General features: G+C 65.5%; 27 protein-coding genes and 1 pseudogene. 20 read left to right on the forward strand and 8 right to left on the reverse strand.

The features are described 5' to 3' along the window. The first annotated feature begins 93 nt into the window (after positions 1-93). On the forward strand, positions 94-909 hold the full coding sequence (locus BW38_RS20330; protein ID WP_032974530.1) for a helix-turn-helix transcriptional regulator: 816 nt from the start codon (positions 94-96) through the stop codon (positions 907-909). A 120-nt stretch (positions 910-1,029) separates the two neighbouring features. On the opposite strand, the pseudogene BW38_RS22185 reads toward BW38_RS20330, so the two are convergent. Then, a pseudogene (locus tag BW38_RS22185) lies at positions 1,030-1,173 on the reverse strand (nuclear transport factor 2 family protein); the annotation flags it as partial. A 38-nt stretch (positions 1,174-1,211) separates the two neighbouring features. Beyond that, positions 1,212-1,643 (reverse strand): hypothetical protein, encoded by a 432-nt coding sequence (locus tag BW38_RS20325; protein WP_032974849.1) that lies wholly within the window; start codon positions 1,641-1,643, stop codon positions 1,212-1,214. Positions 1,644-1,979: 336 nt separating this feature from the next. Here BW38_RS20325 and BW38_RS20320 point away from each other — a divergent pair, with 336 nt between their 5' ends. The 4 genes from BW38_RS20320 to BW38_RS0120340 all read left to right on the forward strand — a co-directional run bounded on the left by BW38_RS20320 (position 1,980) and on the right by BW38_RS0120340 (position 8,506). Next, positions 1,980-6,692 carry an RHS repeat-associated core domain-containing protein gene (locus tag BW38_RS20320; RefSeq protein ID WP_032974532.1) on the forward strand — a complete coding sequence of 1,571 codons (4,713 nt, stop codon included), beginning with the start codon at positions 1,980-1,982 and terminating at the stop codon, positions 6,690-6,692. Continuing rightward, complete coding sequence (locus BW38_RS0120335; RefSeq protein WP_032974533.1) at positions 6,689-6,916, forward strand: hypothetical protein; 228 nt, start codon at positions 6,689-6,691, stop codon at positions 6,914-6,916. Before BW38_RS20320 ends, BW38_RS0120335 begins: the two co-directional genes overlap by 4 nt. Positions 6,917-7,583: 667 nt before the next feature. Next, entirely contained in the window at positions 7,584-7,886 is a 303-nt protein-coding gene (locus BW38_RS21665; protein WP_152543251.1) for a hypothetical protein, read from the forward strand. 308 nt (positions 7,887-8,194) lie between these two features. Beyond that, positions 8,195-8,506, forward strand: a complete 312-nt coding sequence (locus BW38_RS0120340) for a hypothetical protein (protein ID WP_032974534.1) — start codon at positions 8,195-8,197, stop codon at positions 8,504-8,506. A 134-nt stretch (positions 8,507-8,640) separates the two neighbouring features. On the opposite strand, the gene BW38_RS20315 is transcribed toward BW38_RS0120340, so the two are convergent. Continuing rightward, complete coding sequence (locus BW38_RS20315) at positions 8,641-9,012, reverse strand: hypothetical protein (RefSeq protein WP_032974535.1); 372 nt, start codon at positions 9,010-9,012, stop codon at positions 8,641-8,643. Between the two features lie 575 nt (positions 9,013-9,587). Between BW38_RS20315 and moaA the strand changes: the two genes are divergently transcribed. The 11 genes from moaA (at position 9,588) to BW38_RS20260 (ending at position 17,694) form a co-directional block, all read left to right on the forward strand. Next, complete coding sequence (moaA, locus tag BW38_RS20310) at positions 9,588-10,568, forward strand: GTP 3',8-cyclase MoaA (RefSeq protein WP_032974537.1); 981 nt, start codon at positions 9,588-9,590, stop codon at positions 10,566-10,568. 8 nt (positions 10,569-10,576) lie between these two features. Continuing rightward, the gene (moaCB, locus tag BW38_RS20305) at positions 10,577-11,575 is read left to right on the forward strand and encodes a bifunctional molybdenum cofactor biosynthesis protein MoaC/MoaB (RefSeq protein WP_032974538.1); all 999 of its coding nucleotides are present in this window, start codon (positions 10,577-10,579) and stop codon (positions 11,573-11,575) included. Then, entirely contained in the window at positions 11,572-12,822 is a 1,251-nt protein-coding gene (gene glp / locus BW38_RS20300; RefSeq protein ID WP_032974539.1) for a gephyrin-like molybdotransferase Glp, read from the forward strand. The genes moaCB and glp overlap by 4 nt, the downstream gene beginning before the upstream one ends. A 2-nt stretch (positions 12,823-12,824) precedes the next feature. Further along, entirely contained in the window at positions 12,825-13,085 is a 261-nt protein-coding gene (locus BW38_RS20295; protein WP_025874341.1) for a MoaD/ThiS family protein, read from the forward strand. 3 nt (positions 13,086-13,088) lie between these two features. After that, positions 13,089-13,568 (forward strand): molybdenum cofactor biosynthesis protein MoaE, encoded by a 480-nt coding sequence (locus BW38_RS20290; protein ID WP_032974540.1) that lies wholly within the window; start codon positions 13,089-13,091, stop codon positions 13,566-13,568. A 312-nt stretch (positions 13,569-13,880) separates the two neighbouring features. Beyond that, complete coding sequence (locus BW38_RS20285; protein ID WP_051584863.1) at positions 13,881-14,378, forward strand: molybdenum cofactor guanylyltransferase; 498 nt, start codon at positions 13,881-13,883, stop codon at positions 14,376-14,378. Then, complete coding sequence (locus BW38_RS20280; protein ID WP_032974542.1) at positions 14,375-14,740, forward strand: hypothetical protein; 366 nt, start codon at positions 14,375-14,377, stop codon at positions 14,738-14,740. Before BW38_RS20285 ends, BW38_RS20280 begins: the two co-directional genes overlap by 4 nt. 69 nt (positions 14,741-14,809) lie before the next feature. Continuing rightward, a complete protein-coding gene (locus BW38_RS20275; RefSeq protein WP_032974543.1) occupies positions 14,810-15,586 on the forward strand; it encodes a helix-turn-helix domain-containing protein in 777 nt (258 codons plus the stop codon). Positions 15,587-15,605: 19 nt separating this feature from the next. Further along, positions 15,606-16,349: a molybdate ABC transporter substrate-binding protein gene (modA, locus tag BW38_RS20270; protein ID WP_032974545.1), complete on the forward strand. Its 744-nt coding sequence runs from the start codon at positions 15,606-15,608 to the stop codon at positions 16,347-16,349. Positions 16,350-16,352: 3 nt separating this feature from the next. Next, a complete protein-coding gene (gene modB / locus BW38_RS20265) occupies positions 16,353-17,036 on the forward strand; it encodes a molybdate ABC transporter permease subunit (RefSeq protein ID WP_025874355.1) in 684 nt (227 codons plus the stop codon). Then, on the forward strand, positions 17,026-17,694 hold the full coding sequence (locus tag BW38_RS20260) for an ATP-binding cassette domain-containing protein (protein ID WP_032974546.1): 669 nt from the start codon (positions 17,026-17,028) through the stop codon (positions 17,692-17,694). The genes modB and BW38_RS20260 overlap by 11 nt, the downstream gene beginning before the upstream one ends. A gap of 499 nt (positions 17,695-18,193) precedes the next feature. Here BW38_RS20260 and BW38_RS20255 read toward each other — a convergent pair whose 3' ends face one another. From BW38_RS20255 to BW38_RS20235, 5 genes are all read right to left on the reverse strand, one after another. After that, on the reverse strand, positions 18,194-19,729 hold the full coding sequence (locus BW38_RS20255; RefSeq protein WP_032974548.1) for a sulfite reductase flavoprotein subunit alpha: 1,536 nt from the start codon (positions 19,727-19,729) through the stop codon (positions 18,194-18,196). Further along, positions 19,726-20,154, reverse strand: coding sequence for a PAS sensor domain-containing protein (locus tag BW38_RS20250; protein ID WP_005409905.1), 429 nt, complete (start codon positions 20,152-20,154; stop codon positions 19,726-19,728). The genes BW38_RS20255 and BW38_RS20250 overlap by 4 nt, the downstream gene beginning before the upstream one ends. A gap of 140 nt (positions 20,155-20,294) precedes the next feature. Then, a complete protein-coding gene (locus tag BW38_RS20245) occupies positions 20,295-21,122 on the reverse strand; it encodes a hypothetical protein (protein ID WP_032974549.1) in 828 nt (275 codons plus the stop codon). A 117-nt stretch (positions 21,123-21,239) separates the two neighbouring features. Beyond that, positions 21,240-21,554: an AzlD family protein gene (locus tag BW38_RS20240; protein WP_032951659.1), complete on the reverse strand. Its 315-nt coding sequence runs from the start codon at positions 21,552-21,554 to the stop codon at positions 21,240-21,242. Further along, positions 21,551-22,285 carry an AzlC family ABC transporter permease gene (locus BW38_RS20235; protein ID WP_032974550.1) on the reverse strand — a complete coding sequence of 245 codons (735 nt, stop codon included), beginning with the start codon at positions 22,283-22,285 and terminating at the stop codon, positions 21,551-21,553. The genes BW38_RS20240 and BW38_RS20235 overlap by 4 nt, the downstream gene beginning before the upstream one ends. A gap of 124 nt (positions 22,286-22,409) precedes the next feature. Between BW38_RS20235 and BW38_RS20230 the strand changes: the two genes are divergently transcribed. The 4 genes from BW38_RS20230 (at position 22,410) to BW38_RS20215 (ending at position 25,300) form a co-directional block, all read left to right on the forward strand. Continuing rightward, entirely contained in the window at positions 22,410-22,874 is a 465-nt protein-coding gene (locus BW38_RS20230; RefSeq protein ID WP_025874361.1) for an Lrp/AsnC family transcriptional regulator, read from the forward strand. A 148-nt stretch (positions 22,875-23,022) separates the two neighbouring features. Further along, positions 23,023-23,703 carry an STN domain-containing protein gene (locus tag BW38_RS20225; RefSeq protein ID WP_032974850.1) on the forward strand — a complete coding sequence of 227 codons (681 nt, stop codon included), beginning with the start codon at positions 23,023-23,025 and terminating at the stop codon, positions 23,701-23,703. Positions 23,704-23,719: 16 nt separating this feature from the next. After that, a complete protein-coding gene (locus BW38_RS20220) occupies positions 23,720-24,250 on the forward strand; it encodes a sigma-70 family RNA polymerase sigma factor (RefSeq protein ID WP_025874363.1) in 531 nt (176 codons plus the stop codon). A 69-nt stretch (positions 24,251-24,319) separates the two neighbouring features. Next, complete coding sequence (locus BW38_RS20215; protein WP_032974552.1) at positions 24,320-25,300, forward strand: DUF4880 domain-containing protein; 981 nt, start codon at positions 24,320-24,322, stop codon at positions 25,298-25,300. Positions 25,301-25,322: the final 22 nt, after the last annotated feature.

Genomic DNA, 25,322 nt, shown 5'->3' on the forward strand with positions numbered 1-25,322 from the left:
GGGCGGGGATGTGCATGGCGCCATCGTATTCAGCGAGCCCCGTCGCCGAATTTCGCTAGAATGTCAGTCTATCGCTGAATCCGGTCATCGAGAATGACTCGCATTTCACTGCCTGGCTTTGATCTGGACCCGGACGCGACGGATCGGCCGGCAGTGGCCAGCCGCCTGCAGGTGGCCGACCACGATGCCGAGATTCCAGTGCATGACCACCGCAAGGGACAGCTGATCCTGGCACTTCATGGCGCGGTGACCTGCGAGGTGGCCAATGCGTTGTGGATCGTGCCGCCACAGTGCGGCGTGTGGATTCCGGGCAGCATGCCGCACAGCAACCGGGCCACCGCCAACGCCCGCCTGTGCTATCTGTTCGTCGAGCCGGGCGTTGTCGACCTGCCACTGCACTGCGTGACGCTGTCGATCTCGCCGATGGTGCGCGAGATGATCCTGCACCTGGCCGATGCGCCGCAGGACTACCCGCGCGGTGGGCACACCGATCGCCTGGCGCGAGTGCTGCTGGACGAACTGGTGCAGATGCCGGCCGAGCGGTTGTACCTGCCGGTGAGTGACCACCCCAAGATCCGCGCGCTGGCTGCGGCGCTGTCAGCCAATCCGGCCGACCGCAGCACCATCAGCGAGTGGGCCAAACGCCTGGCGTTGGGTGAGCGCACGTTGACGCGGCTGATTGATCGGGAAACCGGACTGTCGTTCGGGCGCTGGCGGCAGCAGCTGCATCTGCTGGTTGCCATTCGCGAGCTTGCAGGCGGCGCGGCGGTGCAGCGGGTTTCTGAAACCCTGGGCTATGAATCGGTGACGGCGTTCATCACGATGTTCAAGAAGGCGCTGGGGCAATCGCCCACGCGGTATTTTGCGGCGCGGTTGCGGGATCAGGATTCAGCTGCGCGTGGTGGTTGATGGTGACTGGCTGACGTTGATTTGCTGAAAGGGCGCATCAGCTCTCTGCGGAACTGCGTTTGTCACGTATCGAATAGATCACCGAAAAGATCTTCCAGCCCCGCTCGGTGCGGACCAGCCCTTGTTGATCAGCGAGGTGCGGAAGGACTCGATCACCTGTTCGATCGCTTCCACATCGGCAGGCGTGCGTTGCTCTGCGTAGACCGGAAGGCTGGGCAACAGGCAAAGGGCGAGGGTGGTGAGGACCGTTCCTGGAGTGTGCATCTGTAGTGTCGGGTTGCAGGGGAGGGCGGGCATGCGCATCAGCGAGCGTACGTGCGCCAGAAGAGCACATGATCGCCGGTTCCGCTTGTTGCGACGAAGATCGACTTGCCGAATTCGGGCTCGCAACGAAAGAAGATATAGGAGCGCTTCAGAGCGGTCTCACTCGGCCACCAGCTTCGATTGAACAGCGCCGGCTGGGTAGCGCTGTGGTTGACGGGCCGGCAACCGGGCGGCAACAGCAACTGCTTGCTGCGTGGTTTGCTGAAGGCAAGCGCGCTCACGTTTGAATCGAGGTCGTGCACCTCACGCAGGTCGGTCGCCTCCTCGGGCACCCACGCGGGAATCCAGCCCTTGGCAATCATCTCGGCGTCGACGGCTTCCTGCTTCGTGGCGTAGGAGCTGTCCATCACCAGATCCAGATCGCAGGAGATGAGTATCAAGCAGAGCGCGAAGAGGAGGAACAGCCTCATGCGGTCTGAAAATGGAGGTAATGTCGGCGTCATAGACGATCCTGCAGCGCATCCTTGCATCACTGGCTTGACGGTGCACGCTAGCACCAATGAAGACTGGAAGCAGTTTGGGGGAGTACTCTGATCACCAGGGAGGGGCGTTGCCGATATCGATAATCGTGACCGACATCCCACGGCTTGACTTGATTATGTAATGGGCTTGCGCGATAACTGCCCCGTGCGGCGTTGCCGCATTCCGGAACAGGGACGATCCGAAGCAGGGCGCGATAGGGCGGTGAACCGCCCGTGCGCCTTCGTCCCTCCCGGCGCGGTATTCGCCCAGGAAGGAGAACACGGATGTTCGAACGGACAATGAAGCTGGTGTGTGTGGCGCTGACGATGGCCGCGCTTGGCTGCGCGGCCCCCCTTGCCGCGCAGGCGCAGGAGAGCAAGACAACCTGGCGCATCTCCCAGCCAAGCGGGAATTCGACCCAGTACAAGACTCAGCAGGAGGCAGTGCAGGCGATCAAGAGCCTGCCCGCGCCGAGTCCGTTCCCGCCTGAGCTCCAGTTCGGTTGGCAGTCCGTCAATTCGATCAAGTCGAAGGTCGTGGACCTGGAGGGAAATACCTCAATCACGTACTGGATGGGCAAGTCCCAGCCCTCCGACCCTGATTGGTCGTATCTGAGTACCGCTATATTCCCGACAGAAGAGGCGATGGTTGCTTCCTATCTCGCCGATATCAAGGCGTTCAATCCTGTATGCCCGGGTGCAGCCGTTACGCCTACAAGCGAGTGGTATGCGCTCAGCCCGGACATGGAAGGAACCATCGAGACACGTGATTTTGAAGTGATATACATGACCGGCGACAACACAGCCGAGTCGCCGTGCACGCCCTACCCAAGCGATGCCCATATGACGCGGACCCGGCGTCTGAACTGCCCGGTCCCCCTCACCCAGTGGTCCAACAAGCACGAAGCCTGCGTCAGCGAAGAGTTCGTAGCAACCATCACCTCCAAGACGACGCAGTGCGACAAGGATGGCGGGAACGGCAATTGCCCGACCTCGGGTAACAGCGCCATGAGTGGCATGAGCCCGAACCCCTCCAGCACTCCGGCATCGCAGGAGCCTCCGTGCACTGGCACCGTAGGCAACCCCTGCGACGTGAAGACCGGTGAGAAGTACGAGATCGCGCAGGACTTCGATCTGGGCTGGGTTGCACTGACGCGCTACTACCATTCGGGAATATCCACCTCGTCCGGAGGCTTCGGCTACGGTTGGACACACTCGCTAGGTGCCCAGCTCGCACTGGATGGGGCGGGCGGCGCAGGCATCGTTGAAGCCACCGGTTTCCAGCGCGCCTTCAAGAAGATCGGCCAGGTCTACGAGGCCGCCGACAGCAGTGGCGATCGCCTGGTCCAGAATGGAAACTGGACGCTGTACGCGTCCGACGCCATTTCGACATTCGACGATGCGGGCCGGCTCGCCGTGAAGCGCTTTGTGGACGGCACGTCGCTCACCTTCATCTATGACGATAGCCAGCGCCTCGCTGCCGTCGTGCACAGCAGCGGCCGTACGCTTGAATTCGTCTATCAGTCCAACGACTACGAAGCATTGATCAGCTCCGTTCTGGTCGCGGGCGTACCGCAGGCGAGCTATACCTATACCGCGCACGGGCAGGTCGCTACCGTCACGTACGCGGGCGGCGGGGTGCGCACCTATCACTACGAGAATCTGGATTTCCCCCAGCACCTGACCGGCATTACCGCCGAGGATGGGCGCCGCTACAGCACCTTCACCTATGACACCATCGGTCGCGTCATTTCGAGCCAGCACGCGGGTGGCGCTGATGGCGTAACCCTTGCCTACAGCCCCAATGGCGGTGCGGTGGTCACTGATGCATTGGGCCATCAGACCGATTACACGCTGACAGCCGGTGGCGACAGCGCACCTCCCCGCAAGGTGTCGGGCACGACCGATGCCCAGGGTTCGGTCAGCCGCACCTACTATGACGGCGCGGTCGATTTCCGCCGGCGTCTGGATACCTATACGGACCGGCGCGGCGTCCAGACCAAGCACACATATAGCGAAGGCGTCGACGCGGTGACGGGCCGACCGGTCAACACCCATACCATCACCGATGCGGTGGGCCTGCCTGAACAGCGTGTTGTGCAGGCCGTGCGCGACAGTGTGACCAACGCGGTGCTGGCGACGACCATCGGTCAGCGTGAGACGCGTACCGCCTACAACCCGCGCCGACAACCGGTGAGCGTGACCCTGAAGGATCTGGCATCCGGGCAGACGCGTACGACCACATATACCTATTGCGAGGCTGCGGATGTGGCCGCGGCGGGCAGTTGCCCCGTGGAGGGGCTGCTGAAGAGCGTGGATGGCGCGCGCACCGACGTGGCCGACGTCAGCACCTATGCCTACTACGCCGCAGACGACGCAGGGTGCGCGACCAATGGGGCCTGCACCTATCGCAAGGGCGACCTGCGCAGCGTCACCAATGCACTTGGTCAGACGGTGGAGACGTTGGCCTACGACGCCTACGGGCGACCGTTGTCGGTGAAGGATGCCAATGGCGTGGTCACCGACTACGCCTACCATGCCCGGGGCTGGCCCACCTCGGTGACCGTACGCGGAGCCACTACCGCCGATGATCGATCCACCCACATCAGCTACTGGCCCACCGGCCAGGTGCAGCAGATCACCGAGCCCGATGGCAACAGCGTGACCTACGTGTATGACGCTGCACAACGACTGACCGACATCGAGGACAACGCCGGCAACACCGTCCACTACACGCTGGACAATGCCGGCAATCGCCTGAAGGAGGACACTCTGGATGCAGGCGGCACCCTGCGCCGCACCCTGGCACGCACCTTCAACACGATTGGCCAGCTTACGGCGCTGAAAGACGCCGGCAACCACGCCACTGGCTTCACCTACGATGCAAACGGCAACCCGCAGACGGTAACCGACGCCCTGCAGCGCGTCTCCAGCCAGCAGTACGATCCCCTGAACCGGCTGGCGCGGACCCTGCAGGACGTGGGAGGAGTTGCTGCGGAAATCCGCAGCCAGTACAACGCGCTGGACCAGGTCACCCAGGTGACTGACCCGAAGGGCCTGCACACTACCTATGCCTATAACGGTTTCGGTGATCTGACTGGACAGGTCAGTCCGGACAGTGGCGCCAGCAGCTTCACCGTTGATGTGGCTGGCAACCGCAAGACCGCCACCGATGCGCGGGGCCTCACCGCTACCTACAGCTACGACGCGCTCAACCGCCTGATCGGCATCGCCTATCCGGACCCCAATCTGGACGTGGGCTACAGCTATGACGTGGCACCGGCTGCCTGCGCCGCCGACGAGCGCTTTGCCAAGGGGCGCCTGGGGCAGGTGTTGCACGCGAATGGCAGCACCCAGTACTGCCATGACCGCTTCGGCCAGGTCACCCGCAAGGTGCAGACCGTCAACGGCGTCGTCAGCACGCTGCGTTATGCCTACAGCAAGTCCGGCCGCCTGACCGCGTTGACCTACCCGGACGGCAGCGTGGCCGACTACGTGCGAGATACCCAGGGGCGCGTCAGTGAGATCGGCCTGACCCGCCCTGGGCAGTCGCGGCAGATCGTGGTGAACAACGTGACCTACGCGGCCTTCGGCCCGGCGTCAGGGTGGACCTACGGCAACGGGCGTCAATTGCAGCGGCCACTGGACCTGGATTACCGCCAGCAGGCCGTGCATGACCCGGCAACAGGCGGGCTATCGCTGAGCTATGGCTATGATCCGGTCGGTTCGATCATCGAGCTGAAGAATGGAGCAGGGTCCGAAGTGCTGGCCAAGTACGCCTATGACGCGCTCGGCCGCCTGACCCAGACCCAGGACGGTACGACCGGCACGCCGATTGAAACCTACGGCTACGACGCAACCGGCAACCGCATCTCGCTGACCACTTCGGCAGGAACCGCCAATTACACCTATCCGGCCACCAGCCACCGGCTGACTGCGGTGGATGGCGAGGTGCGGAATCACGACGCATCGGGCAACACCACCAGCATTGGCAGCAAGGCTTTCACCTACAACGATGCCAACCGCATGAACGCAGTGAAGCAGGGCAACGCCACATTGGAGAGCTACGCCTACAACCATCGCGGTGAGCGCGTGCTGCGTACCCCGGCCGGTGGTGCGGCTCAGATTACCCTGTATGACGAGGCAGGGCAGTGGGTGGGCAACTACTCGGCCACGGGGCAGGCGCAGCAGCAGGCGATCTGGCTGGACAACTATCCGGTGGCGTTGATCAATGTGCCGAGCGCCGGCGTACCGGAGCTGGCCTACGTCCAGCCGGATCATCTGGGTACGCCGCGCGTGGTGATCGACCCGGTACGGAACGTCTCGATCTGGGAGTGGAGCAACAAGAGCGAAGTGTTCGGCAACCAGATTACGAGTGCCGACCCGGATGGCGACGGTGTGGCGTTCGAGCTGGCGCTGCGCTTCCCGGGCCAGCAGGCGACGGATGCGAGTGGGTTGTTCTACAACTACCAACGGGAGTACGACCCGGCAGTGGGGCGGTATTCGCAGAGTGATCCGATTGGGTTACGAGGCGGAATCAGCACCTACGGATACGCTGGCGGAAACTCACTTAGCTTGATAGACCCGTTGGGATTAAGGAACGTGCACAAGACAGCCGTCGCAATTGGGAATGCCATCAACGCTGGGCGCTTGCTTGCTTCAGGTACGCTGAGGATCGCTGGAGGACTTGGCATGGAGGGTGCAGTAGTGACCGCCGCACCGGGCTCCGCAAGTATTGGGTTGGGCGTCTGGAACATCACTAGTGGCCAGAAGGCGTGGGCTCGCGCCGAGCAGCAGTGGGCGGAGGCAGCCTGTGAAGACAGTAGCAATTATTCAAGGGGCGACGTCCTGAAGACATACTCGGGTTTGTTGCCTTGGGGAACTGAGTCAGATGACCCTGGTGAGCCTTTTTGGATTGATATTATGGAGAAGCACGTTAAGGAGGCTGTCCATAAGCCAAGTGAATTCTTGCAGGAAGTAGGAACCATAGGACTATGAAAACTGGATTGCTGCTCCGCTATGTTGCTTTGATGATCCTGATCCTCCTGGGCTGGTGGTTTTATAGGCACATAAGCCCCGCGCTGATGACGTTGATTGGGCTAATCATCATGGGCGGAAGCACCATTTGGGTCATTTTGGCTCTCACAAGAAAGCCAAGTGAAGTGGCCCGAACAACCAAATCTTGGTGGCGCTTGATCTGGGATGGCTTCTGGGGACTTTGAGCTATCAGGGCTGGTATCGGCGTAGGCGGCGGGTTCTCATTCGATCCTATGGGTGGAAGCCCCGATCAGAAAGCTGCCGACTCATGTGAGTCTGCCAACGGAGTAGGAGTCTACGCAGAGGCATCGGGAACTCTCGGTATCATCGGCGCAGGCGTTGGAGCCAATTACGGTGCGACGCAGTCGTTCGACTTGAAGGGCCGTGTTCAGCACTCTGAATATAAGTGCGTGTCCCCTGCGGAGTGTCAGCCGCTAGCAGTTCGACCCGCTGAACAGGCTGGCTCAGACCCTGCAGGACGTGGGCGGCGTGAAGGCGGAAATTCACAGCCAGTACGACCAGTACGGCGCATGGGACCAGATCATCTAGGTCACCGTCCCGAAGGGGTTGCGCGCCACCTGAACTTCCAGCGGTTTCGGTGATCTGACTGGCCGGGTCAGCCCGGGCAGTGGTGCGAACAGCTTTGCCGTCGACGCCGTCGGGAATAGCAAGATCGCCACCGACCCGCGCAGTGTTACTAATCGCTACGATGCGCTTACCCGCTTGGTCCGAATCGCCTAGCCATGCCCTAATCTTAGTGTGGGCTACAGCTATGACGCGAGGGTCGCCTCGGCCAAGTGTGTCACGCCAAAGGAAACCCCCAGCACTGCCACGACCGCATTGGAGCCGTTGATGTCGAAATCAAAGCGAGCTTGGCGCCCCCTCGTCTTCTTTCCGGGCTTGGTATTCTGCAGTCTGGCTGCCTTCATGGGCGTCTTGGTTCTGAAGTTTGGAATCAACAATAGCGGCACGCTGTGCGGTCGACTTTGTGGTTTTGGATTTGCGATTCAGCAGTACTTTGGCCAATTGGCCTATGAGAGGTCCGTCGCGGCGATGTGCTTCGTCGCGGCGGCAGTAGCGTTGGATATCGCGATCCGACAAGGGCTGCGCGAAAGTCCATCAGCCCAGTCAGGAAAGAAACGGCGTCAACGATGAAGGCTTTTCGGTTCCACGGACGCCGGCGTAGTGCTGCAAGCCATCGTGCATCAAGGAGTACGAGCAGCGCTGCTCAACGTGCGGCCGGCTCAGCTGTCGATCCCGGAAATGACCAAGCCCCCCAAGGCTGACAGGTTGGGCGTTCCCAGCTGCGGGGCGGCGTGCAGCGGTTCATGCCAGAAGCGGAAGGGAGCAGACCGGCGTTTGCCAAGGCGAGGCACATTAGCTTCCGCGTACCAAGGAAGGCCTGATGAAGGCCCAGCGAGCACGGGTTGCATGAGGGCGGAGAATTCCGAACGGAAGCGGTGATGACTTGGATGTTGGTTGTTTTCTATGCGGCGCTCTCGGTGCTCGCGTATGTCGCAATGGTCGGCAGAACTCCTACCAGACGGCTGTTCTCCGCGATTGGAATCGCTGTTGTTCAAATAGCTTCGCTTGTGTGGATTCAGATCACTGCAAGAGCGCTAGGCTCGCAGTCCAATCATGGTTCTTATTCTGTGGGAGTTGGTGAGCTCTACCTCGCCATACGCCCCATCCTCTTGTTCAACCTGGCGGTATGCATCGTCCTTGTTCTGATCTTTCTGGTTGCTCTATCCGGAAAGAGAGCAACAGGCGAGTGAGCGTGGGGCAATGCTGTTGTTGAGACGGAGTAACACGCGAGACAAAGGGGGGGGGGGGGGCTGCAGTACCGGTGGGCTTTTTCCCGTTCGCTGGTGAACCTGGAGGCGCAAGGTGCATTCCAAGCGAGTCCCGTTCACCCCTCCACCTGCAACCGCCCCACAGCCTGCGCACTCAACGCCAGGCACGCCAGCATCAGCCCCTCCATCACCCGGTCGCCCACGTAGTCCTCGGGCTCGCCGTTCTGCCGGGTTCGCTCCGCCGCCAGCAGTACCTCCTGCACCACCCGCAAGCCGGCCAATGCGCAATCGGCATCGGCCAGCGCCATGCAGCGCCCGGGCAGCTGGTGTCGCTCTGGCCAGGGCTGCCCGTCGGCGGCGGCGCCTTTGCCGATGCGTCTCAGGTTGGCACTCAAGGTGTTCGCATCCGGGTGCACGGCCTCTGCCAGGTCATCGGCGTTGGCCGGGTCGCTGTAGGCGTGCAGATGGGGCAGGTCAGATCCGTTCATGGCATGGCTCCGTGCAAGGCAATCGGTAGCCGCCACACAGAGGTGGCGGACGGTACGTGGTTCGAATCCGGGTTGACCTCAAGCCGGCGGGCGCGAACGCCCCCACGCACCGCCCGCCATAGCCGGCAGACGGATTGCCAGCCGGCGCCACGGAATGTGGACGCCGACTGGCAAGCGCAATCACTCAAGGTCAACACGGGATTCGAAACCCGGCCACCCGTTTTCGGTGGCACGCCATCTGAGCCCGCGTCGCTGTGCAATGCCAATCAGAAGAGTTGCAAATAGCTCACGATTGGAGACGCTTTCGGCATTGAACCACGCTGTTAAGTACCGGCACTGCTGGCTGCCGCGATGACCCACCGCGACCAGGCAATCTGCGACAGGTGTCGTGGTTGGGTGAAGAAGCGGGACGTAGCGGCCGGTTCGAAAACGACAGGGTTGAAGGCTGTACCCTTCAGCGCCACCGCAGTCGAGCTCCGGGTTGACGCTTTCAGCGCCCCGGCGCACTCTGAGGGCTCGGGTCGACAACCTGTTCAGGCGCCCAGCGGCATGGTGGGCTCAGGAGTGAAACAGCCATGAGCCAACTCACCGACGGGTTCGGACGCCGCTTCCCGTATCTGCGCCTGTCATTGACCGAGGCCTGCAACTTCCGTTGCAGTTATTGCCTGCCCGATGGCTACCAGGCCGACGGCCGTCCGCGCTTCCTGGCGGTGGACGAGATCGCGCGCCTGGTGCGCGCCTTTGCCATGCTGGGGATGAGCAAGATCCGCCTTACCGGGGGTGAGCCCAGCCTGCGCAAGGACCTGGACGAGATCATCGCTGCGGTGGCGGCCGTGCCGGGCATCCGCAAGGTGGCCATCACCACCAATGGCACGCTGCTGCCGCGGCGCCTTCCCGGCTGGCACCGGGCCGGCCTGACCGCGCTGAACGTAAGCATGGACAGCCTGCAGCGCGAGCGCTTCAGGACCATCACCGGCCACGACCGCCTGCCGGAAATCCAGCAGGGGCTGGCGATGGCACAGGCATTGGGCCTGCCGGCCATCAAGCTCAACGCGGTGCTGCTGCGCGGCCTGAACGACGATGAGTTGCCGCAGTGGATGAACTTCCTGCGCGACCGTCCTTTCAGCGTGCGCTTCATCGAACTGATGCGTACCGGCGACAACGAAGCCTATTTCCAGCGCCACCATCTGCGCGCCGACGTGGTGATCGAGCAGCTGCTGGCCGCTGGCTGGCACGAGCGCCCGCGCGCGGACGATGCCGGCCCCGCGCGCGAGTTCAGCCACCCGCAGCATCGCGGCACGGTGGGCATCATCGCCCCGTACTCGCGTGACTTCTGCAAGGGCTGCAACCGCCTGCGGGTGACCGCCAAGGGCGATCTGCGGCTGTGCCTGTTCGGCGAATTCGGCGTGCCGCTGCGCCCGCTGCTGCAGAGCGACGACGACCAGGACGCGCTGCTGGCACGCATCACCACACAGCTTGGCCTGAAAGCGGCCGGGCACGGATTGCACCAGGGCCAGACCGGATTGATTCCGCACCTGGCTTCGATTGGAGGATGAGGAACACGATGCCGGGTGATCTGAAGGCGGCCTTCCACATGGCCGATGTGCGCGACAAACGTATTACCCGCCGCCGCGCGGTGGCGGTGGGCGAGCTGCATGCCGGGCCAGTGGCCTACCCGCTGATTGTCGAGCGCCGGTTGCCAAAGGGCGATGCGCTGGTGATGGCCGAGATTGCTGGGCTGCAGGGCGCCAAGATGGCCTCGATGCTGATGCCGCTGTGCCACCCGTTGCCGCTGGAACTGGTGCAGGTGTACTGCGCGCCGGTGCCGGAGCGGCAGGCGATACGCGTGTGGTGCGAGTGCGCCAGCGAGGCCCGCACCGGTGTGGAGATGGAGGCGCTTGCCGGCGTCAACGCGGCACTGCTGACCCTGTACGACCTGAGCAAGCCGGTGGAGCCGGCGCTGCGCATCGAGGGCATCCGCCTGTTGTTCAAGGAGGGCGGCAAGCGCGGCCTGTGGCTGCATCCCGACGGCATGGACGAGGGCGAGCGCGCGCGCTTCAGGCCGCGCCCGCCGAAGGGCCTGAACGGCGCGGCCTGCGCGGTGATCACCCTGAGCGATCGCGCCAGCGAGGGTAGCTATGCCGACGAGTCCGGCCCGAAGCTGGTGAGCGGGTTGCAGTCGCTCGGTGGCGAGGTGGTGGCTGCCGAGGTATTGCCCGATGGCATCGAGCCGCTGGCGGGCCGCCTGCGTGCGCTGGCGGGCGAGGGCGTGCGCTTGTGCCTGTGTACCGGCGGCACCGGGCTTGGCCCGCGCGACCTGACCCCGGAGGCGCTGCGTTCGTTGAATGCGCGACCGGTGCACGGCTTGGCGCAGATGGTGCGCGCGTTGAGTGCGCAGCACACGCCGATGGCCTGGCTGAGCCGGGCCGAGGTGGTGCAGCTGGATGACATGCTGGTGTTTGCGCTGCCGGGCAGCCCGCGTGCGGCCGCGCAGTGCCTGGACATCCTGGCGCCGGTGCTGGGCCACGCATTGGCGATGGTCGATGGCGGTGGCCACGCATGATTGCCTACAGCGAAGCGCTGCAGCACCTGATGGAAGCGGCTGCACCGCTGCCGGCCGAGCGGCTGGCATTGCATGAGGCTGCGGGTCGCATCCTGGCCACGGACATCATCAGCGGGCAGTCGTTGCCGCCGTTCGACAACTCGGCGATGGACGGCTTCGCGCTGCGCGCCAATGGCACGCCGTTCGAAAGCGATACCGAATTTGTGGTGCAGGGCTGGCAGGCGGCGGGCGACGCCGGTGCCGAGGGCGGCGACGGTGCATGGGAAATCATGACTGGCGCGCGCATGCCGGTTGGGCTGGATACGGTGGTGCCGATCGAGAACGTGGAGATCCTTGCCAGCGAGCAGGGTCGCCCGACCCGCATTGCGTTGAAGAGCGGGGTGAAACCTGGCCAGAACGTGCGCCTGCGCGGACAGGACGTGGAAGAAGGCGAGCGCGTGCTGCAGGCCGGGCAGGCCTTGGACATCAATGCACGCACCCTGCTGCACGCCATCGGTGTGGCCGAGGTGGCGGTGGTGGCACGGCCGAAGGTCGCTGTCATTGCCACTGGCAAGGAGCTGGTGACCGAAGCGGCGCAGGCGCTGGACTCCGGACAGATCCGTGACAGCAACCGGCCCTACCTGATCGCCCGCCTGCAGGCCGCCGGTGCCGAGGTGGTGTGGCAGGGCACGGTGGGCGATGACGTGGCTGCCTTCGATGCGGTGCTGGACGACGCGCTGGCTGCGGGTGCGAAGGTGCTGATCAGCACCGGCGCGGTGTCGGCCGGCCGCTACGACTTCATTCCCGATGCGTTGCGCGCCCGCGGCGCCCGCATCGTGTTCCACAAGGTGGCGATCCGCCCGGGCAAGCCACTGCTGTTTGCAGTGCTGCCCGATGGCGCGCTGTATTTCGGCCTGCCGGGCAACCCGGTGTCGGCGGCGGTGGGGCAGCGTTTCTTCGTTGAACCAGTGCTGCGCCGCCTGCTGGGCCTGGCCGCAGAGCCGCTGCTGCAGCTGCCGTTGCAGGCCGATGTGCGCAAACCGCCGGGCCTGCGCTTCCACGCGCGTGCGCGGGTGGACGTGGACGCGCAGGGGCGCTTGAGCGCGCGCGTGCTGTCTGGGCAGGAATCGTTCCGTTTGAAATCCATGCTGCAGGCCAACGCCTGGGTGGTGCTGGAGGGCGAGGGGGACCTCGTCGCGGCCGGCACACCGGTGCGTGTGCAGGGCTGGGGCCATCAGGACCCGCTGCAGCTGGCAACCCAGGAGTGACGATGAAACAGGTGAATCTGCAGTTGTTCGGTGCGTTTTCCGATCTGGATGACAGCCGCGAGATTGCGCTGGAGGTGGCCGGTGGCACGGTGGCCGATCTGCGCCAGGCGCTGCGTGAGCTGTTGCCGGTGCGCTTTCCCGGTTTCCGCGCCGGGTTGCTGGACTATTCTGCCTTTGCCGACCAGCAGCGCGTGCTGCGTGACCACGAGGCGCTGCCTGCCGATGGCAAGGTGGCGATCCTGCCGCCGGTGAGCGGGGGCTGAGCCATGAGCAGCAACGTGACGGCAAAGGTGGTGGACCGTGCGCAGCACGCCATCGACCCGGCCGAAGGCATCGCGGCGGTGTCCGACCCGGCATTCGGCGGCATAGATGTGTTCATCGGCAAGGTGCGCGACTTCAATGTGGGGCGGCCGGTGACCGGCATCACCTATGACCTGTTCGAACCGCTGGTGCTGAACGAGATCCAGCGCTTTGCGGCGGAGATCGAAGCGACGTTCGGGCCGAAGCTGAAGCTGTATGTGGCGCATGCCAAGGGCCGCTTGGGCATTGGCGATGTTGCGGTGGTGGTGGCTGCGGGCAGCCCGCACCGTGATGAGGCGTTCCGCGCGTGCCGGCAGTTGATCGAGGCGGTGAAACACCAGTGCCCGATCTGGAAGCAGGAACATTACGAGGACGGCGACAGCGAGTGGAGCGAAGGCTGCACGCTGTGCCACGCCGATGGTGAACCGGCGCATGATCACCACTGACGGCAGTAGATCCACGCCATGCGTGGATGGCGCCTTCCCCTCGCGCTTGGCAGAAGCAGCCACGCATGGCGTGGCTCTACTGAGGCGTACCTGCACGGTTGCTCCATGCGTGGATGGCGCCTTCCCCTCGCGCTTGGCAGAAGCAGCCACGCATGGCGTGGATCTATTGAGGCGTACCTGCACGGTTGCTCCATGCGTGGATGGGGCCTTCCCCTCGCGCCCGACAGGAGCGGCCACGTATGGCGTGGTCGGGTTTCCCGCGTGAAAACGCCCATTGCCGGCATCGTGCTGGCCGGCGGCCTGTCCAGCCGGATGGGCCGCGACAAGGCAATGCTGCCCTGGCAGGGGCGCACCCTGCTGGAGCACATGCGCGGCACCTTGCGGCTGGCCGGGGCAGACCGGGTCTGGGTGAGCGGACGCTATCCGGCGTTCGGCGGCGTGCCGGACCAGATCACGCGCTGCGGGCCACTGGGTGGCCTGTACAGCGTGGCGATGCAGATGCCCGATGGCCCTGCCTGGGTGGTGCCGGTGGATACACCCCGGTTGACCCCGGAGCTATTGCAGCAGCTGCGTGACCGGCACAGCGGCGCTTGCACGATCTTTGACGGGCATCCGCTTCCGATGCTGTTTAATGTAGCCAATGAAAGCCGCACGATCCTCGAAAACATGATCCACGATCCCCTCGGCCCGCGCTCCCTGCAGGCCCTGCAACACCGGCTGGACGCGCAGACCCTGCGCCTGGCCCATGCCGATGAAGGCGCCCTGGTCAACTGCAATACCCCCACCCAATGGGAGGACGTTGCCTCATGAAGGTGCAGTTGCAGGAACAGACAATGCGCTTGCGCCTGGACGAGGCCGAGCTGGCCACGCTGCTGGCCGGTGAAACGGTGGAGAACCTGACCCGGTTCGGTGGCAGCGGCGGTTGGGGCACGGCCGTTTCGTTGCACGGCGGCGAAAGCGCGGTGCTGCTCGACAGCGGCACCGATTGCCGCCTGGTATTGCCCCGGTCTTCCGTGGAGGACCTGGCTGGGCGCCTGCCATGCCGCGATGGACTGGCCTTTGCGCTGTATCTGGACGACGGCACCACGCTGCAACTGCAGTTCGATGTGGATGTGCGCGACAGCGTGCGCCAGCGCGGCGCAGGCCGGCGCGGCACGTCACCAGCGGCGTGACCCGTGCAGTGCACGGAAGGCGATGGGGCCGTGCCGTATGATGGATGCTTCCGTTCGAGCGTTGCCGTAATGTCTTCGATTCCGTCCCCTCAGCCGCGCCCCGGCCGGGCCACGCCGAATCCTGCCGCCGCCGATGATGGCGACGCGCTGCATTTCTGCAGCACTTGTGCCTTCTCCGATGCTTGCATGTCGCAGGGCTATGACAAGACGGCGCTGGGCGAACTGCATGTGCTGGTAGACCACGTGGGGCCGTTCCATGCGGGGGAATACATCTTCCGTGCGGGTGAGGCCTTCGATTCCATCGCCGCTGTGCGCGCAGGCATGGTCAAGACCTTCGTCGACGACAGCCAGGGCAACGAGCAGGTGCTGGGTTTTGCTCTGCCGGGCGAGGTGATCGGGCTCAACGCGATTCACGGTTCGCGCTTCCCCTGCAATGCGGTGGCACTGGATACGGTGCACCTGTGCCGCATTTCGTTCCCCAAGCTGAGCCTGCTGGCCACCCGCATGCCGGGGTTGCAGGCCAAGCTGTTCAGCCTGCTCAGCGCGGAGATCGGCAAGGTCGCCACGCTGGCGGCCAACCACCGCACCGAGGAGCGGATGGCGGCGTTCCTGCTGGATATGTCGGCGCGTTATGCGCGGCGTGGTTTTTCCGCGACCCGCTTCAACCTGACCATGGCCCGCACCGAGATCGCCAATTATCTGCGGATGGCGCCGGAGACGGTCAGCCGGGTGCTGCGGCGGCTGAGCGATGAGGGTGTCATCGCAGTCAACCAACGTGAGATGCTGCTGCTGCAACCCGAGCGGCTGGCGGCGCTGGCCGTGGCCAGGGATTCCGAAACGGATTGAACACGGACAAGGAGCCGATATGAAGACGCTGGGCGTGTTGTTGCTGGGGATGGTGGCTGCGCTGCCGGCGTGGTCGGCCGAACTTACAGTGTCGGCGGCATCCAGCCTTACCGAAAGCTTCCGCGAGCTGGGCGCAGCCTATGAGAAGGCGAACCCGGGCAGCAGGGTCGACTTCAACTTTGCCGCTTCCGGCGTACTGCTGCAGCAGATCGCGCGCGGCGCGCCGGTGGATGTGTTCGCTTCGGCCGATGAAGCAACGATGGACCAGGCTGCGCAGCAGAAGCTGCTGGCGGCCGGTACGCGTGAGGTTTTTGCGGTGAACGCGTTGTGGGTGGTCGTGCCACCGCAGGCGAAGGCGCCGCCGCGCGCACTGGCCGATCTGGCGGGTGCCGGCGTGCAGCGCATCGCAGTGGGCAACCCGGACAGCGTGCCGGTGGGCCGCTACGCGCAGGGCGCGCTGCAGGCTGCCAAGCTGTGGCCGGCCGTGCAGGGCAAGGTGATCAGTACGCAGAATGTGCGGCAGTCGCTGGATTACGTGGCGCGGGGCGAGGTGGATGCGGGGTTTGTCTACGCCACCGACGCGCAGGCAATGCCTGATCGCGTGCGGCGCGCGTTCCAGGTTCCGGTTGCCGGACGCATCGCCTATCCGCTGGCGGTTGTGCAGGCCAGCACGCAGCCGGTGGAAGCCAGGCGCTTCGCGGCGTTCGTGCGCTCGGCGCAGGGCCAGGCGATCCTGCACAAGCACGGGTTCGGCAAGCCCTGACGGATGGACCTGGACTGGAGCGCACTGGGATTGTCGTTGAAGGTGGCCGGCTGGGCCACGGCGATCAATCTTGTTGCCGGCGTGGCGCTTGGCGCGCTGCTGGCGCGGCGGCGCTTTCCCGGTCGGGAACTGCTGGATTCGATACTGACCCTGCCGATGGTGCTGCCGCCGACGGTGCTGGGCTATTACCTGCTGGTGCTGATCGGGCGCAATGGCCCGATCGGCGCCTGGTTGCAGTCGTGGTTCGGCATCAACCTGGTGTTTACCTGGCAGGCGGCGGTGATCGCTGCTGCGGTGGCGTCGTTTCCGCTGGTGTTCAAACCGGCACGCGCTGCATTCGAGGAAGTGGACGGCCAGTTGGAGCAGGCCGCGCGCACGCTGGGCGTGTCCGAAGCGGCGGTGTTCTTCCGCATCACCCTGCCGCTGGCATGGCGCGGGATCCTGGCGGGCCTGCTGCTGGCGTTCGCACGGGCGATGGGTGAGTTCGGCGCCACGCTGATGGTGGCCGGCAGCATTCCGGGCCGCACGCAGACCTTGTCGATCGCCATCTATGAAGCGGTGCAGGCGGGGCAGGATGGCAAGGCCAATGCGCTGGTGATCCTGACGTCGGTGGTGTGCATCGTGATCCTGCTGCTGGCCGCGCGGCTGGTGGGTGGGCGCCGTCGGGAGCTGCGCGATGTGGCTTGACCTGCAGGTGCAGCGGCGATTGCAGGCGTCCGGCCAGACGTTCGAGCTGGACGTAGCACTGCAGTGCACGCAGCGGCAGGTGGTGCTGTTCGGGCCTTCCGGTGCCGGCAAGAGCCTGACGCTGAAAGCGGTGGCCGGCCTGCTGCGCCCGGAGCATGGTCATGTGCGCCTGCACGGGCAGACACTGTTCGATGCGGGAGCAGGGGTCGATCTGCCACCGCAGCGTCGTCGCCTGGGATATGTGTTCCAGGACTACGCGCTGTTTCCGCACCTGAGCGTGCGCCAGAACGTGGCGTTCGGGCTGCAGCGGGGCTGGTTGAATCCACCGCGCGGCACCCGTATCGAGGCAGTGGAGCAGTGGCTGCAGGCATTCCGGATCGAGCATGTGGCGGATCTGCTGCCGTCACAGGTATCCGGCGGACAGCGCCAGCGCACGGCGTTGGCGCGTGCACTGGTGACCCGGCCACAGGCGTTGCTGCTGGACGAACCGTTCGCAGCGCTCGACCACGACCTGCGCCAGCACCTGCGCCAGGAGCTGGAAACCGTGCTGGATGAAACCGGTATTCCGCTGCTGCTGATCAGCCACGATCCGCAGGATGTGGCGGTGTTCGGCCAGCAGGTGGCGCGCGTGGTGGACGGGCGCATCGTCGGCGGATGACGCGCGGCGGTCGTGCCGGGCCATGCCCGGCGGACACCGGCACGCTGTGCATCCACGTGGGTAGTGCCGACCGCTGGCCGGCAGCTTCGTAGCGCCAACAGCAGCCGGCCAGCGGCCGGCTCTACCCGAAGGACGGTTCAAATCAGGATGTGGCGGTGTTCGGCCAGCAGGTAGCGCGGGTGGTGGACGGGCGCGTCGTCGGCGGATGACGCGCGGCGTTGGTGCCGGGCCATATCCTGGCGCGCCGTGTATCCACGCGGGTAGTGCCGGCCGCTGGCCGGCAGCGCCGTAGTGCGAAGAGCAGCCGGCCAGCGGCCGGCACTACCCGAGGGACGGTTCAAATCAGGATGTGGCGGTGTTCGGCCAGCAGGTGGCGCGCGTGGTGGACGGGCGCGTCGTCGATGGTTGATACGCGGCGGTCTTGGCGAGCCATATCCTGGCGCGCTGTGCATCCACGCGGGTAGTGCCGGCCGCTGGCCGGCAGCGTCGTAGGGACGGTTCAATACAGCTCGCAGTGGGTGCGGCCCTCACCGCGCAGGGCATCCCAATGGCCTTCGCCGCCGATCGCGTCGATGGCTTCGCGCATCGCACCTTCCAGGTGGCTCTTGTTGCCACACAGGTAGATGTGGCCGCCACGGGCCAGCACTTCCCGCATCTGCGTGGCCTGCTGCTGCAACACATGCTGCACATAGACCTTCTGCGCAGCATCGCGCGAGAACGCCGTGTGCAGGCTGGCCAGTACGCCACGCGCCTGCCAGTCCTGCAACTGCTCGCGGTACAGGAAGTCATGCTCGCGGTGCTTCTCGCCGAACACCAGATGGACCTCCCGCGCATCGCCGGTTGCCTGCAGTTCCTGCATCAGGCCCATCAGCGGCGCGATGCCGGTACCGGTGCCCACCAGCAGCAGAGGTGCGTTGCCGCCTTCGGGCAGGTGGAAGCCCGGATTGGAGCGGCAGTACACACGCGCCGTGTCGCCGCCTTGCAGCAGGCTGCCGGTGGCGGTGCCGAAGCGTTCGCGGCCACGCAGGGTGTAGCGCACTTCGCGTACACACAGGCTCAGCTGGTCATCGCGCGGATGCGAGGCAATCGAGTAGGCGCGCGGCAGGCAGGGTGATAGCAGCTCGCGCAATCGCGCCAGCGGAACCGACTGCGGGGTGGCGTGGTCCTGCAGCACGTCCAGCAGGTCCAAGCCATGCAGGTAGGCGTCGAGTTCGCGTTTCTGGCTGATCTTCAGCAGGCTTTTCAGTACGTCGCTACCCCCCAGCCTGGCCAGTTCGCGCAGTACGCCCTTGCTGAGCAGGCGCAGTTCGCGGTCGCGCAGCGCGTCGACGGCGCTGGAATCGCCATACCAGCTGGCCAGAGCCTGCAGCAGCGCAGGATCGTTTTCTGCAATCAGATGCAGGGTGTCGCCGGCCCGGTAGGCCATGCCGCTGCCCGCGATGTCCAGCTGCAGGTGCCAGGCGGCGGGGGTGCTGTGATTCAGTCGGCGCCGTTCGACAATGCCGGCGGCGAACGCGTTGTCTTCGCCGTAAGCCGTCACCTGCAGGCGCAGATCCTGGCCGGCGGTCGCATCACCGTCCAGTACCTGGCCCAGCACCGGCCGCCACTGCTGGAAGAACTGTTCGTAGCCGAGGTCGGCGTCGACACGGTGCAGTAGTGGCTGCGCCTGACGATCACTCAACGCTGCATCCAGCGCCTTGGTGAAACCGCAGAAGCTGGGGTAGCCGGTATCCCCCAGGCCGAACACCGCGTAGCGCAGTCCGGGCAGGGCGGGCGCCTGTCGCAGCGACTCGAAGAAGCGCTCGCCATTGGCCGGTGGCTCGCCGTCGCCGAACGAGCTGGAGATGGCCAGCAGCACATCGCCGTGGCCGAGGCCGGCCACATCGATGTCATTGAACGGCAGGACCTGCGGTCCATGCGGCTGCAGTTCCGGGTCCGCGCCCAGGCGTTGGGCCAGGGCGCGGGCGTTGCCCGACTCGGAGGCGAAACCCACCAGCAGCCGGCTGATGGGCCTGCGTGTGGGGATGGCGTTCACGCAGCCTCGTAGAAGTCGTCGAACTTTTCCTTGCTGAACTCGACAAGGTCGTAGTTCTGCATCAGGTCGTTCACCACGCGGCGGATGCTGATGTACGAGGTGATGTTGCCATCGGCGTCGAACAGTGGCTGCACGGTGGTGTCGACCACGTAGAGCACGCCGCCCTTGCCAAGGTTGGGGACGATGCCGGTCCAGGTCTTGCCGGCCTTGATGGTGTCCCACATGTCCTTGTAGACGGCCTTGGGTACGTCAGGATGGCGGACGATGCTGTGCGGCTGGCCGATCAGTTCCTCGCGCGCGAACCCGGTGAGCGTGCAGAACAGGTCGTTGGCATAGGTGATGTTGCCCTGCAGGTCGGTGGTGGAAATCACCATCACGTTCTGCATGGCGTTGAGCAGCTGGGCGTTGTCGGGGGTGTAGCTCATCGCAGGTCCTTTGGATGCCGGTGACGCCGGCGTATTGGGTTCCTGCATAGAGATACGCGCCCGTGGCGTGGGGCGGATTGATATAGGTCAAGCGTGTGCCCGGAGGGGGCTGCGACCGGCTGTCGCAGGGAGGGGCGGCGCTAGTGGGCGATGGCGGGGAATCCGATGGTGTGGTGGCAGTGCCGTAGCAGTGCGCGCCCTTCTTCGTCATCGCGTTGGATACGATCCCCGCTGAAGAATGCCTGCAACGACTGGCCCATCGCGTTGCCGGCATTTCCAGAGCGCTGTGCAGCCGCCGGCAGCAGGCTGTCAGCGCGGGGATCATGGCGGCCAGGTAGCTGCTCGCGCCGAAGCTCACGTTCAATCGCCAGCAGCGCGCATGCCCCGGCGAGGTAGGCCTCCGGTTCCCGGTGCGCTCCCCATCGGCGCTGGCCTGCCATCGCGGTGGCGATATGGTGGAACTCGTGCGCGGTGGTGGAGATTACGCGCGCACGCAGTGCAGCAGCGTCGTCGCCAGCGGGAAACCAGAACGCCACCACCAGTTCTGGTCGGACTGGTCTGGCAGGTTGTTGCCAGATGCCGCCGCCGTCGCTGACGATCGTGACCTGGTAGCGGACCGGTGTATCGTTCAGGCCTGCGGCATGGAGCGGTTGTCTCGCGGCGTGCGCGGCGGCAGTGCATAGAATCACGGCCTGGTCAGTGGATAGGCTGGGTTCGACCCAGCGCACCATCACTTCGATTGTTTCCCGTTGGCAAGTGTGCGAGTGCGTCGTCTGCTCGGAACTCTCCTGGCCGCGCAGTACCGATGCGGTGCCAACGCTCAGCTGCAAGGGCGCTCCGCGCAGGCGCGTGGCAAACCCTCCGTCCGCGCCGACACTATCTCGCGGGGGAATATCGAGGGTATTGCACGCACTGGCGCAGAGCAGCAGCGCTGCTGCGCCCGTGGCGTGCCGCAACCAGGATTCCATCTGCAGGAGATCACCCTTCCAAGGCGGTGGATGCATCCTTGCAGACGCCCCGGCGCACGCACAATCAGACGTGTTGCATAGGGAAGCCGATGGTCGGCGCCGGTTGTCCTCTGGCGCTCACCCCATCACATACCGCAGCACACCCGCCGATACCACGCCGATCAGCACCGTCGGCAGCATCGACAGCCGCGTGGCCGCAAGCAACGTGATCGCCAGTGCAGCCAGGTCGGCCGGCTTGTCGGCCACGAAGTCCGGGGCGATCACCGAGATCAGCACGCAGCCCGGGGCGGCTTCCATCACCGTCACCGCGCGCTTGCCCAGGGTGCGGTTGCGCAGCGCGAGGAAACCGATGATGCGGGTGAGATAGGTGGCGGCGGCCATCAGGATGATGGTCAGCACCGAGGTCCAGTGGATCAGGCCGTTGAAGATCATGCGGCGTCCTCGGCCAGCAGCCACGCAGCGGCCAGACCGGCCAGCGCGCCGCTGGCGACGTACCAGGCGCCGGGCACCAGCAGGTAGGTGCCCGCTGCCACCACCAGGCTGACCAGCCATGGCCGGGCGGCGCGCATGCCTTGCCACATGCCACGCAGCAACACCAGGAACACGGCGGGGAAGGCCATGTCGAAGCCATAGGCGTGGATGTCACCGAGCAGTGGGCCGACGATCGCGCCCAGCGCGGTGCACAGTACCCACACGGTGTACAGGCCGGCCGACACGCCGAGGTAGTAGGACAGGCTGAAGCCCAGTGCGCGACGGCGCGCATCGGCCACGCCCAGTGCCCAGCTTTCATCGCACATGAAGAACAGCGCCGGCAGCACGCGACGGCGCGGCAGGTGCTGCAGCAACGGCGCCAGGCTGGCACCCATCAACAGGTGGCGGCTGTTGACCAGCGCGGTGATCGCTACGATCAGCGCGATGTGTGGCGGCGAAGTCCACAGTTCGACCGCGGCGAATTCAGAGCCACCGGCAAAGTTGAGGCCGGTCATCAGCGGCACTTCCAGCACCGACAGGCCCTTCTGGGCGGCCTGGGCACCGAGCACCAGGGCGAAAGGAATGAAGCCGATCATCACCGGCACGGCGGCGCGCAGGCCGCGCAGGAATTCGGCGCGCGGTGCGGTGTCGCACGCGGGATCAGGCAGGGGCAGGGTGGTTCGGGCGTCCATGGATCAACAACGGGTGGGGGTGGCCCATGCTAACGGTCCGATCACGAAATCGGGTTGCGTTGATGCCATTGAGCCGACGAAATGTGGAATATCATGCGGCCATCAGCCTGATGGGTGAAATTTCATGCAGTACCAGCTCGACAACCTGGATCGCCGCATCCTCGACGCCCTGCAGCGCGATGGTCGCCTGCAGAACCTGGAGCTTTCGCGACAGGTGGGGCTGTCGCCGTCCGCCTGTCTGCGCCGGGTCCGCCTGCTGGAAGAGGGCGGCTACATCGATCGCTACGTGGCCCTGCTCAACGCGGCGAGGATCGGGCGTGGGTTCACGGTGTTCGTCCGCGTGTGGCTGCGTGGCCAGGACGAAGACACCACCAACCACTTCATCAACAGCATCAAGTCCTTCCCGGAAGTGCTTGAATGCCATCTGATGGCGGGCGACTGCGACTTCCTGCTGCGGGTGGCGGTGGCCGACCTTGATGCGTACCGGCAGTTCCAGATACAGCACCTCAACCGGATCGCCGGGGTGCAGAACACCAAGACCGAAATCCCCATGCAGCGGATCAAGCAGACCACTGAACTGCCGGTCTGAACGGCCCGGCGCGTCCCCTGCGCGCCGCCGTCATCGCAATGACACGTGACGCCGCTACGGTTTGACCCGCTTGCCGGCCGTGCGCAGGTCGACCCGCCTGGTCGCACCGCGCTTCGCCGCTGCAGCTGATGTCGCTGCCGAGGGTCATGTGTTCTACGTCAGGGGGCTGAATGGACAGCATGCGATCAGACGTTGGAGGGTGGCGGCCGCCGCCGGGTTGCTGTTCGCCTTCGCTGCCGCCGCACAGGACGACATCCGCGCCTATGACATTCCCGCGCAGCCGCTGGAACAGGCGGTCGAGCGCTTCAGCGTCGTCAGCGGCTGGTCGGTGATGTATCCCGGCGACCTCGGCACGGGCCGCAGCAGCCATCCGCTGCAGGCCAGCCTGCCGCCACTGCAGGCGCTGCAGGTGGTGCTGCAGGATACGGGTGTCGAGGCCGAGCTGATCGGCGCGCAGCGCGTGGTCCTGCGCCGCGCCGCACGCGCCGCTGCCGAGGCCTCTGCGACCGGTGTGGCCAACGACCTCGGGCAGCGTCGCCGCTTCGGCGACCTGCAGCAGCGGCTGCGCACTGCGTTCTGTGGCGACCCTGACCTTGCACCGGGCGCCTATGCGGCGACGCTGCGCTTCCGCATTGCCAACGACGGCCAGGTGCAGGAACCCGAACTGCTTGCCGGCAGCGGCAGCACCCGCCGCGATGCGCGTCTTCTGCAGGCGATGCAGGCGCTGCGGCTGGACGCCGATGCTGCCGCGCTGCCGCAGCCGGTGACCCTGCAGATCCGTCCTTCCAGCGCGGGCCACGACTGTGGCCGGCGCCCGCCCCAACCATGACGTCAAGGAATCGAACATGAGCAACAGCACGGCTGGGGCGGTAGACCTGATGGACCATCTGCTGGGCGCGTACGACGAACTGAAGCGCCGCCTGGTGCGCAAGCTGGGCTCGGAAGAGCTGGCCGGCGACGCGCTGCAGGACACCTGGATGCGCCTGAGCACGCGTCGCGATCGCCTGGACCCGGTACAGAACCCAGCGGCGTACCTGCTGCGCATGGCGATGAACACCGTGATCGACCGCCAGCGCGCCGACCATCGCCTGCTGAGCCTGGAAGAAGTGGATACGTTGATGGACATGGCCGATCCCGGCCCGGGGCCGGCACAGGCGGCCGAGCAGGAGATGGCGCTGGAAGACATGGTCGGCCTGCTGCAGCGGATGCCCGAGCGCCGCCGCCGGATACTGCTGGCGATCCGCGTGGACGGCCTGCAGCAGCGCGATGTGGCCGAGCACCTGGGCGTGTCGTTGCGGCTGGTGCAGCGTGAGCTGAAAGCCGCACAGGATTATCTGGCCGAACGCAGCGGGCAGGGACGGCAGGTGCGGTTCTGAGGCACGGCATCCGTCTACACTTTGACGCCGAGCAGAACCCCGCAGCGTGCGGGGACGGCAAGAGCCCTCATGGACGCTGACGACCAACCGCACCGCCCGCTCGACGCCGTGGAGCGCCAGGCCCACGCGTGGGTGGTACGGTTGACCTCGGGCGAAGCCACTGCGGCCGATGCCAGGAAATTCCGCCAATGGTGCGAGGCCGATCCCGGCCATCGGCACGCCTTTGCGCGCGCGAAACGGCAATGGGAGCAGGTACGCCTGGCCGGTGAGCAGCTGCCTGCCGCCGCACGACAGCCGCAAGCGGCAACCCCGGCACAACGCTGGAGCCGGCGTGCATTCCTGGGTGCGGCTGTGGCAGCGCCGGCGAGCCTGGCCGTGGTGGCTGCGCTGCACCCGCCACTGGGCCTGTGGCCTTCGGTGACGGCGATGACCGCCGATTTCCATACCGGTACCGGCGAGCGGCTGCAGATTGCGCCGACGCCGCACGTGAAGATCGAGCTGGATACGCAGAGCAGCCTGCGCCGGCGCAGTGATGCCGAGGGTGAAGGCTTCGAGCTGGTGCAGGGACAGGCGGCGATCGAGGCCGCTGCGGGAGCGCGCCTGGCGCTGTTCGCCGGGCCGGGTTGCCTGGTGGCCGACGAGGGCGCAGCACGCCTGGATGTGCGCAACACCGACGGCCAGGTGCGCGTGACCTGCCTGCGCGGCAGCGTGCGCATCGAGCATCCGCAAGGTCGCCTGCAGCTGCAGGCCGGCCAGCAGACGGTGTATGACGAGCGCCTCAGTGGCGTGGTGGCCGAAGCCGTGGCGGCCGAAGTCAGCGCCTGGACCGAAGGCATGCTGGTGTTCCGCCGCGCGCCACTGCGTGAGGTGGTGGCCGAGATCAACCGCTACCGGCGCGGCAAGGTGCTGCTGGGCGAATCCGCATTGGCGCGGGCGCCGGTCAGTGGTCGCTTCCGCATTGATGATCCGGATGCCGCACTGGAGCAGCTCGGGCAGACGCTGTCACTCGGCCTGCGTCGCTTTCCCGGTGGAATTGCCGTCTTGGGGTAAGACCCTGGCTGCGCGCGACGCG

This window comes from Stenotrophomonas sp. RIT309, from assembly GCF_000632045.1.
GTDB classification, from domain to species: domain Bacteria; phylum Pseudomonadota; class Gammaproteobacteria; order Xanthomonadales; family Xanthomonadaceae; genus Stenotrophomonas; species Stenotrophomonas indicatrix.

What these genes read in the sequence shown, in the direction of transcription:
- moaCB (WP_032974538.1), top strand. Translation starts at nt 10,577, where the DNA reads ATGCCGGGTGATCTGAAGGCGGCCTTCCACATGGCCGATGTGCGCGAC.
- BW38_RS20240 (WP_032951659.1), bottom strand. Translation starts at nt 21,554, where the DNA reads ATGATCTTCAACGGCCTGATCCACTGGACCTCGGTGCTGACCATCATC.
- BW38_RS20275 (WP_032974543.1), top strand. Translation starts at nt 14,810, where the DNA reads ATGTCTTCGATTCCGTCCCCTCAGCCGCGCCCCGGCCGGGCCACGCCG.
- BW38_RS20325 (WP_032974849.1), bottom strand. Translation starts at nt 1,643, where the DNA reads ATGAGGCTGTTCCTCCTCTTCGCGCTCTGCTTGATACTCATCTCCTGC.
- BW38_RS20230 (WP_025874361.1), top strand. Translation starts at nt 22,410, where the DNA reads ATGCAGTACCAGCTCGACAACCTGGATCGCCGCATCCTCGACGCCCTG.
- glp (WP_032974539.1), top strand. Translation starts at nt 11,572, where the DNA reads ATGATTGCCTACAGCGAAGCGCTGCAGCACCTGATGGAAGCGGCTGCA.
- BW38_RS20320 (WP_032974532.1), top strand. Translation starts at nt 1,980, where the DNA reads ATGTTCGAACGGACAATGAAGCTGGTGTGTGTGGCGCTGACGATGGCC.
- BW38_RS21665 (WP_152543251.1), top strand. Translation starts at nt 7,584, where the DNA reads ATGTCGAAATCAAAGCGAGCTTGGCGCCCCCTCGTCTTCTTTCCGGGC.
- BW38_RS20245 (WP_032974549.1), bottom strand. Translation starts at nt 21,122, where the DNA reads ATGGAATCCTGGTTGCGGCACGCCACGGGCGCAGCAGCGCTGCTGCTC.
- BW38_RS20285 (WP_051584863.1), top strand. Translation starts at nt 13,881, where the DNA reads ATGGGCCGCGACAAGGCAATGCTGCCCTGGCAGGGGCGCACCCTGCTG.
- BW38_RS20260 (WP_032974546.1), top strand. Translation starts at nt 17,026, where the DNA reads ATGTGGCTTGACCTGCAGGTGCAGCGGCGATTGCAGGCGTCCGGCCAG.
- BW38_RS0120335 (WP_032974533.1), top strand. Translation starts at nt 6,689, where the DNA reads ATGAAAACTGGATTGCTGCTCCGCTATGTTGCTTTGATGATCCTGATC.
- BW38_RS0120340 (WP_032974534.1), top strand. Translation starts at nt 8,195, where the DNA reads ATGACTTGGATGTTGGTTGTTTTCTATGCGGCGCTCTCGGTGCTCGCG.
- BW38_RS20315 (WP_032974535.1), bottom strand. Translation starts at nt 9,012, where the DNA reads ATGAACGGATCTGACCTGCCCCATCTGCACGCCTACAGCGACCCGGCC.
- BW38_RS20235 (WP_032974550.1), bottom strand. Translation starts at nt 22,285, where the DNA reads ATGGACGCCCGAACCACCCTGCCCCTGCCTGATCCCGCGTGCGACACC.
- BW38_RS20280 (WP_032974542.1), top strand. Translation starts at nt 14,375, where the DNA reads ATGAAGGTGCAGTTGCAGGAACAGACAATGCGCTTGCGCCTGGACGAG.
- BW38_RS20330 (WP_032974530.1), top strand. Translation starts at nt 94, where the DNA reads ATGACTCGCATTTCACTGCCTGGCTTTGATCTGGACCCGGACGCGACG.
- modB (WP_025874355.1), top strand. Translation starts at nt 16,353, where the DNA reads ATGGACCTGGACTGGAGCGCACTGGGATTGTCGTTGAAGGTGGCCGGC.
- modA (WP_032974545.1), top strand. Translation starts at nt 15,606, where the DNA reads ATGAAGACGCTGGGCGTGTTGTTGCTGGGGATGGTGGCTGCGCTGCCG.
- moaA (WP_032974537.1), top strand. Translation starts at nt 9,588, where the DNA reads ATGAGCCAACTCACCGACGGGTTCGGACGCCGCTTCCCGTATCTGCGC.
- BW38_RS20215 (WP_032974552.1), top strand. Translation starts at nt 24,320, where the DNA reads ATGGACGCTGACGACCAACCGCACCGCCCGCTCGACGCCGTGGAGCGC.
- BW38_RS20250 (WP_005409905.1), bottom strand. Translation starts at nt 20,154, where the DNA reads ATGAGCTACACCCCCGACAACGCCCAGCTGCTCAACGCCATGCAGAAC.
- BW38_RS20290 (WP_032974540.1), top strand. Translation starts at nt 13,089, where the DNA reads ATGAGCAGCAACGTGACGGCAAAGGTGGTGGACCGTGCGCAGCACGCC.
- BW38_RS20295 (WP_025874341.1), top strand. Translation starts at nt 12,825, where the DNA reads ATGAAACAGGTGAATCTGCAGTTGTTCGGTGCGTTTTCCGATCTGGAT.
- BW38_RS20220 (WP_025874363.1), top strand. Translation starts at nt 23,720, where the DNA reads ATGAGCAACAGCACGGCTGGGGCGGTAGACCTGATGGACCATCTGCTG.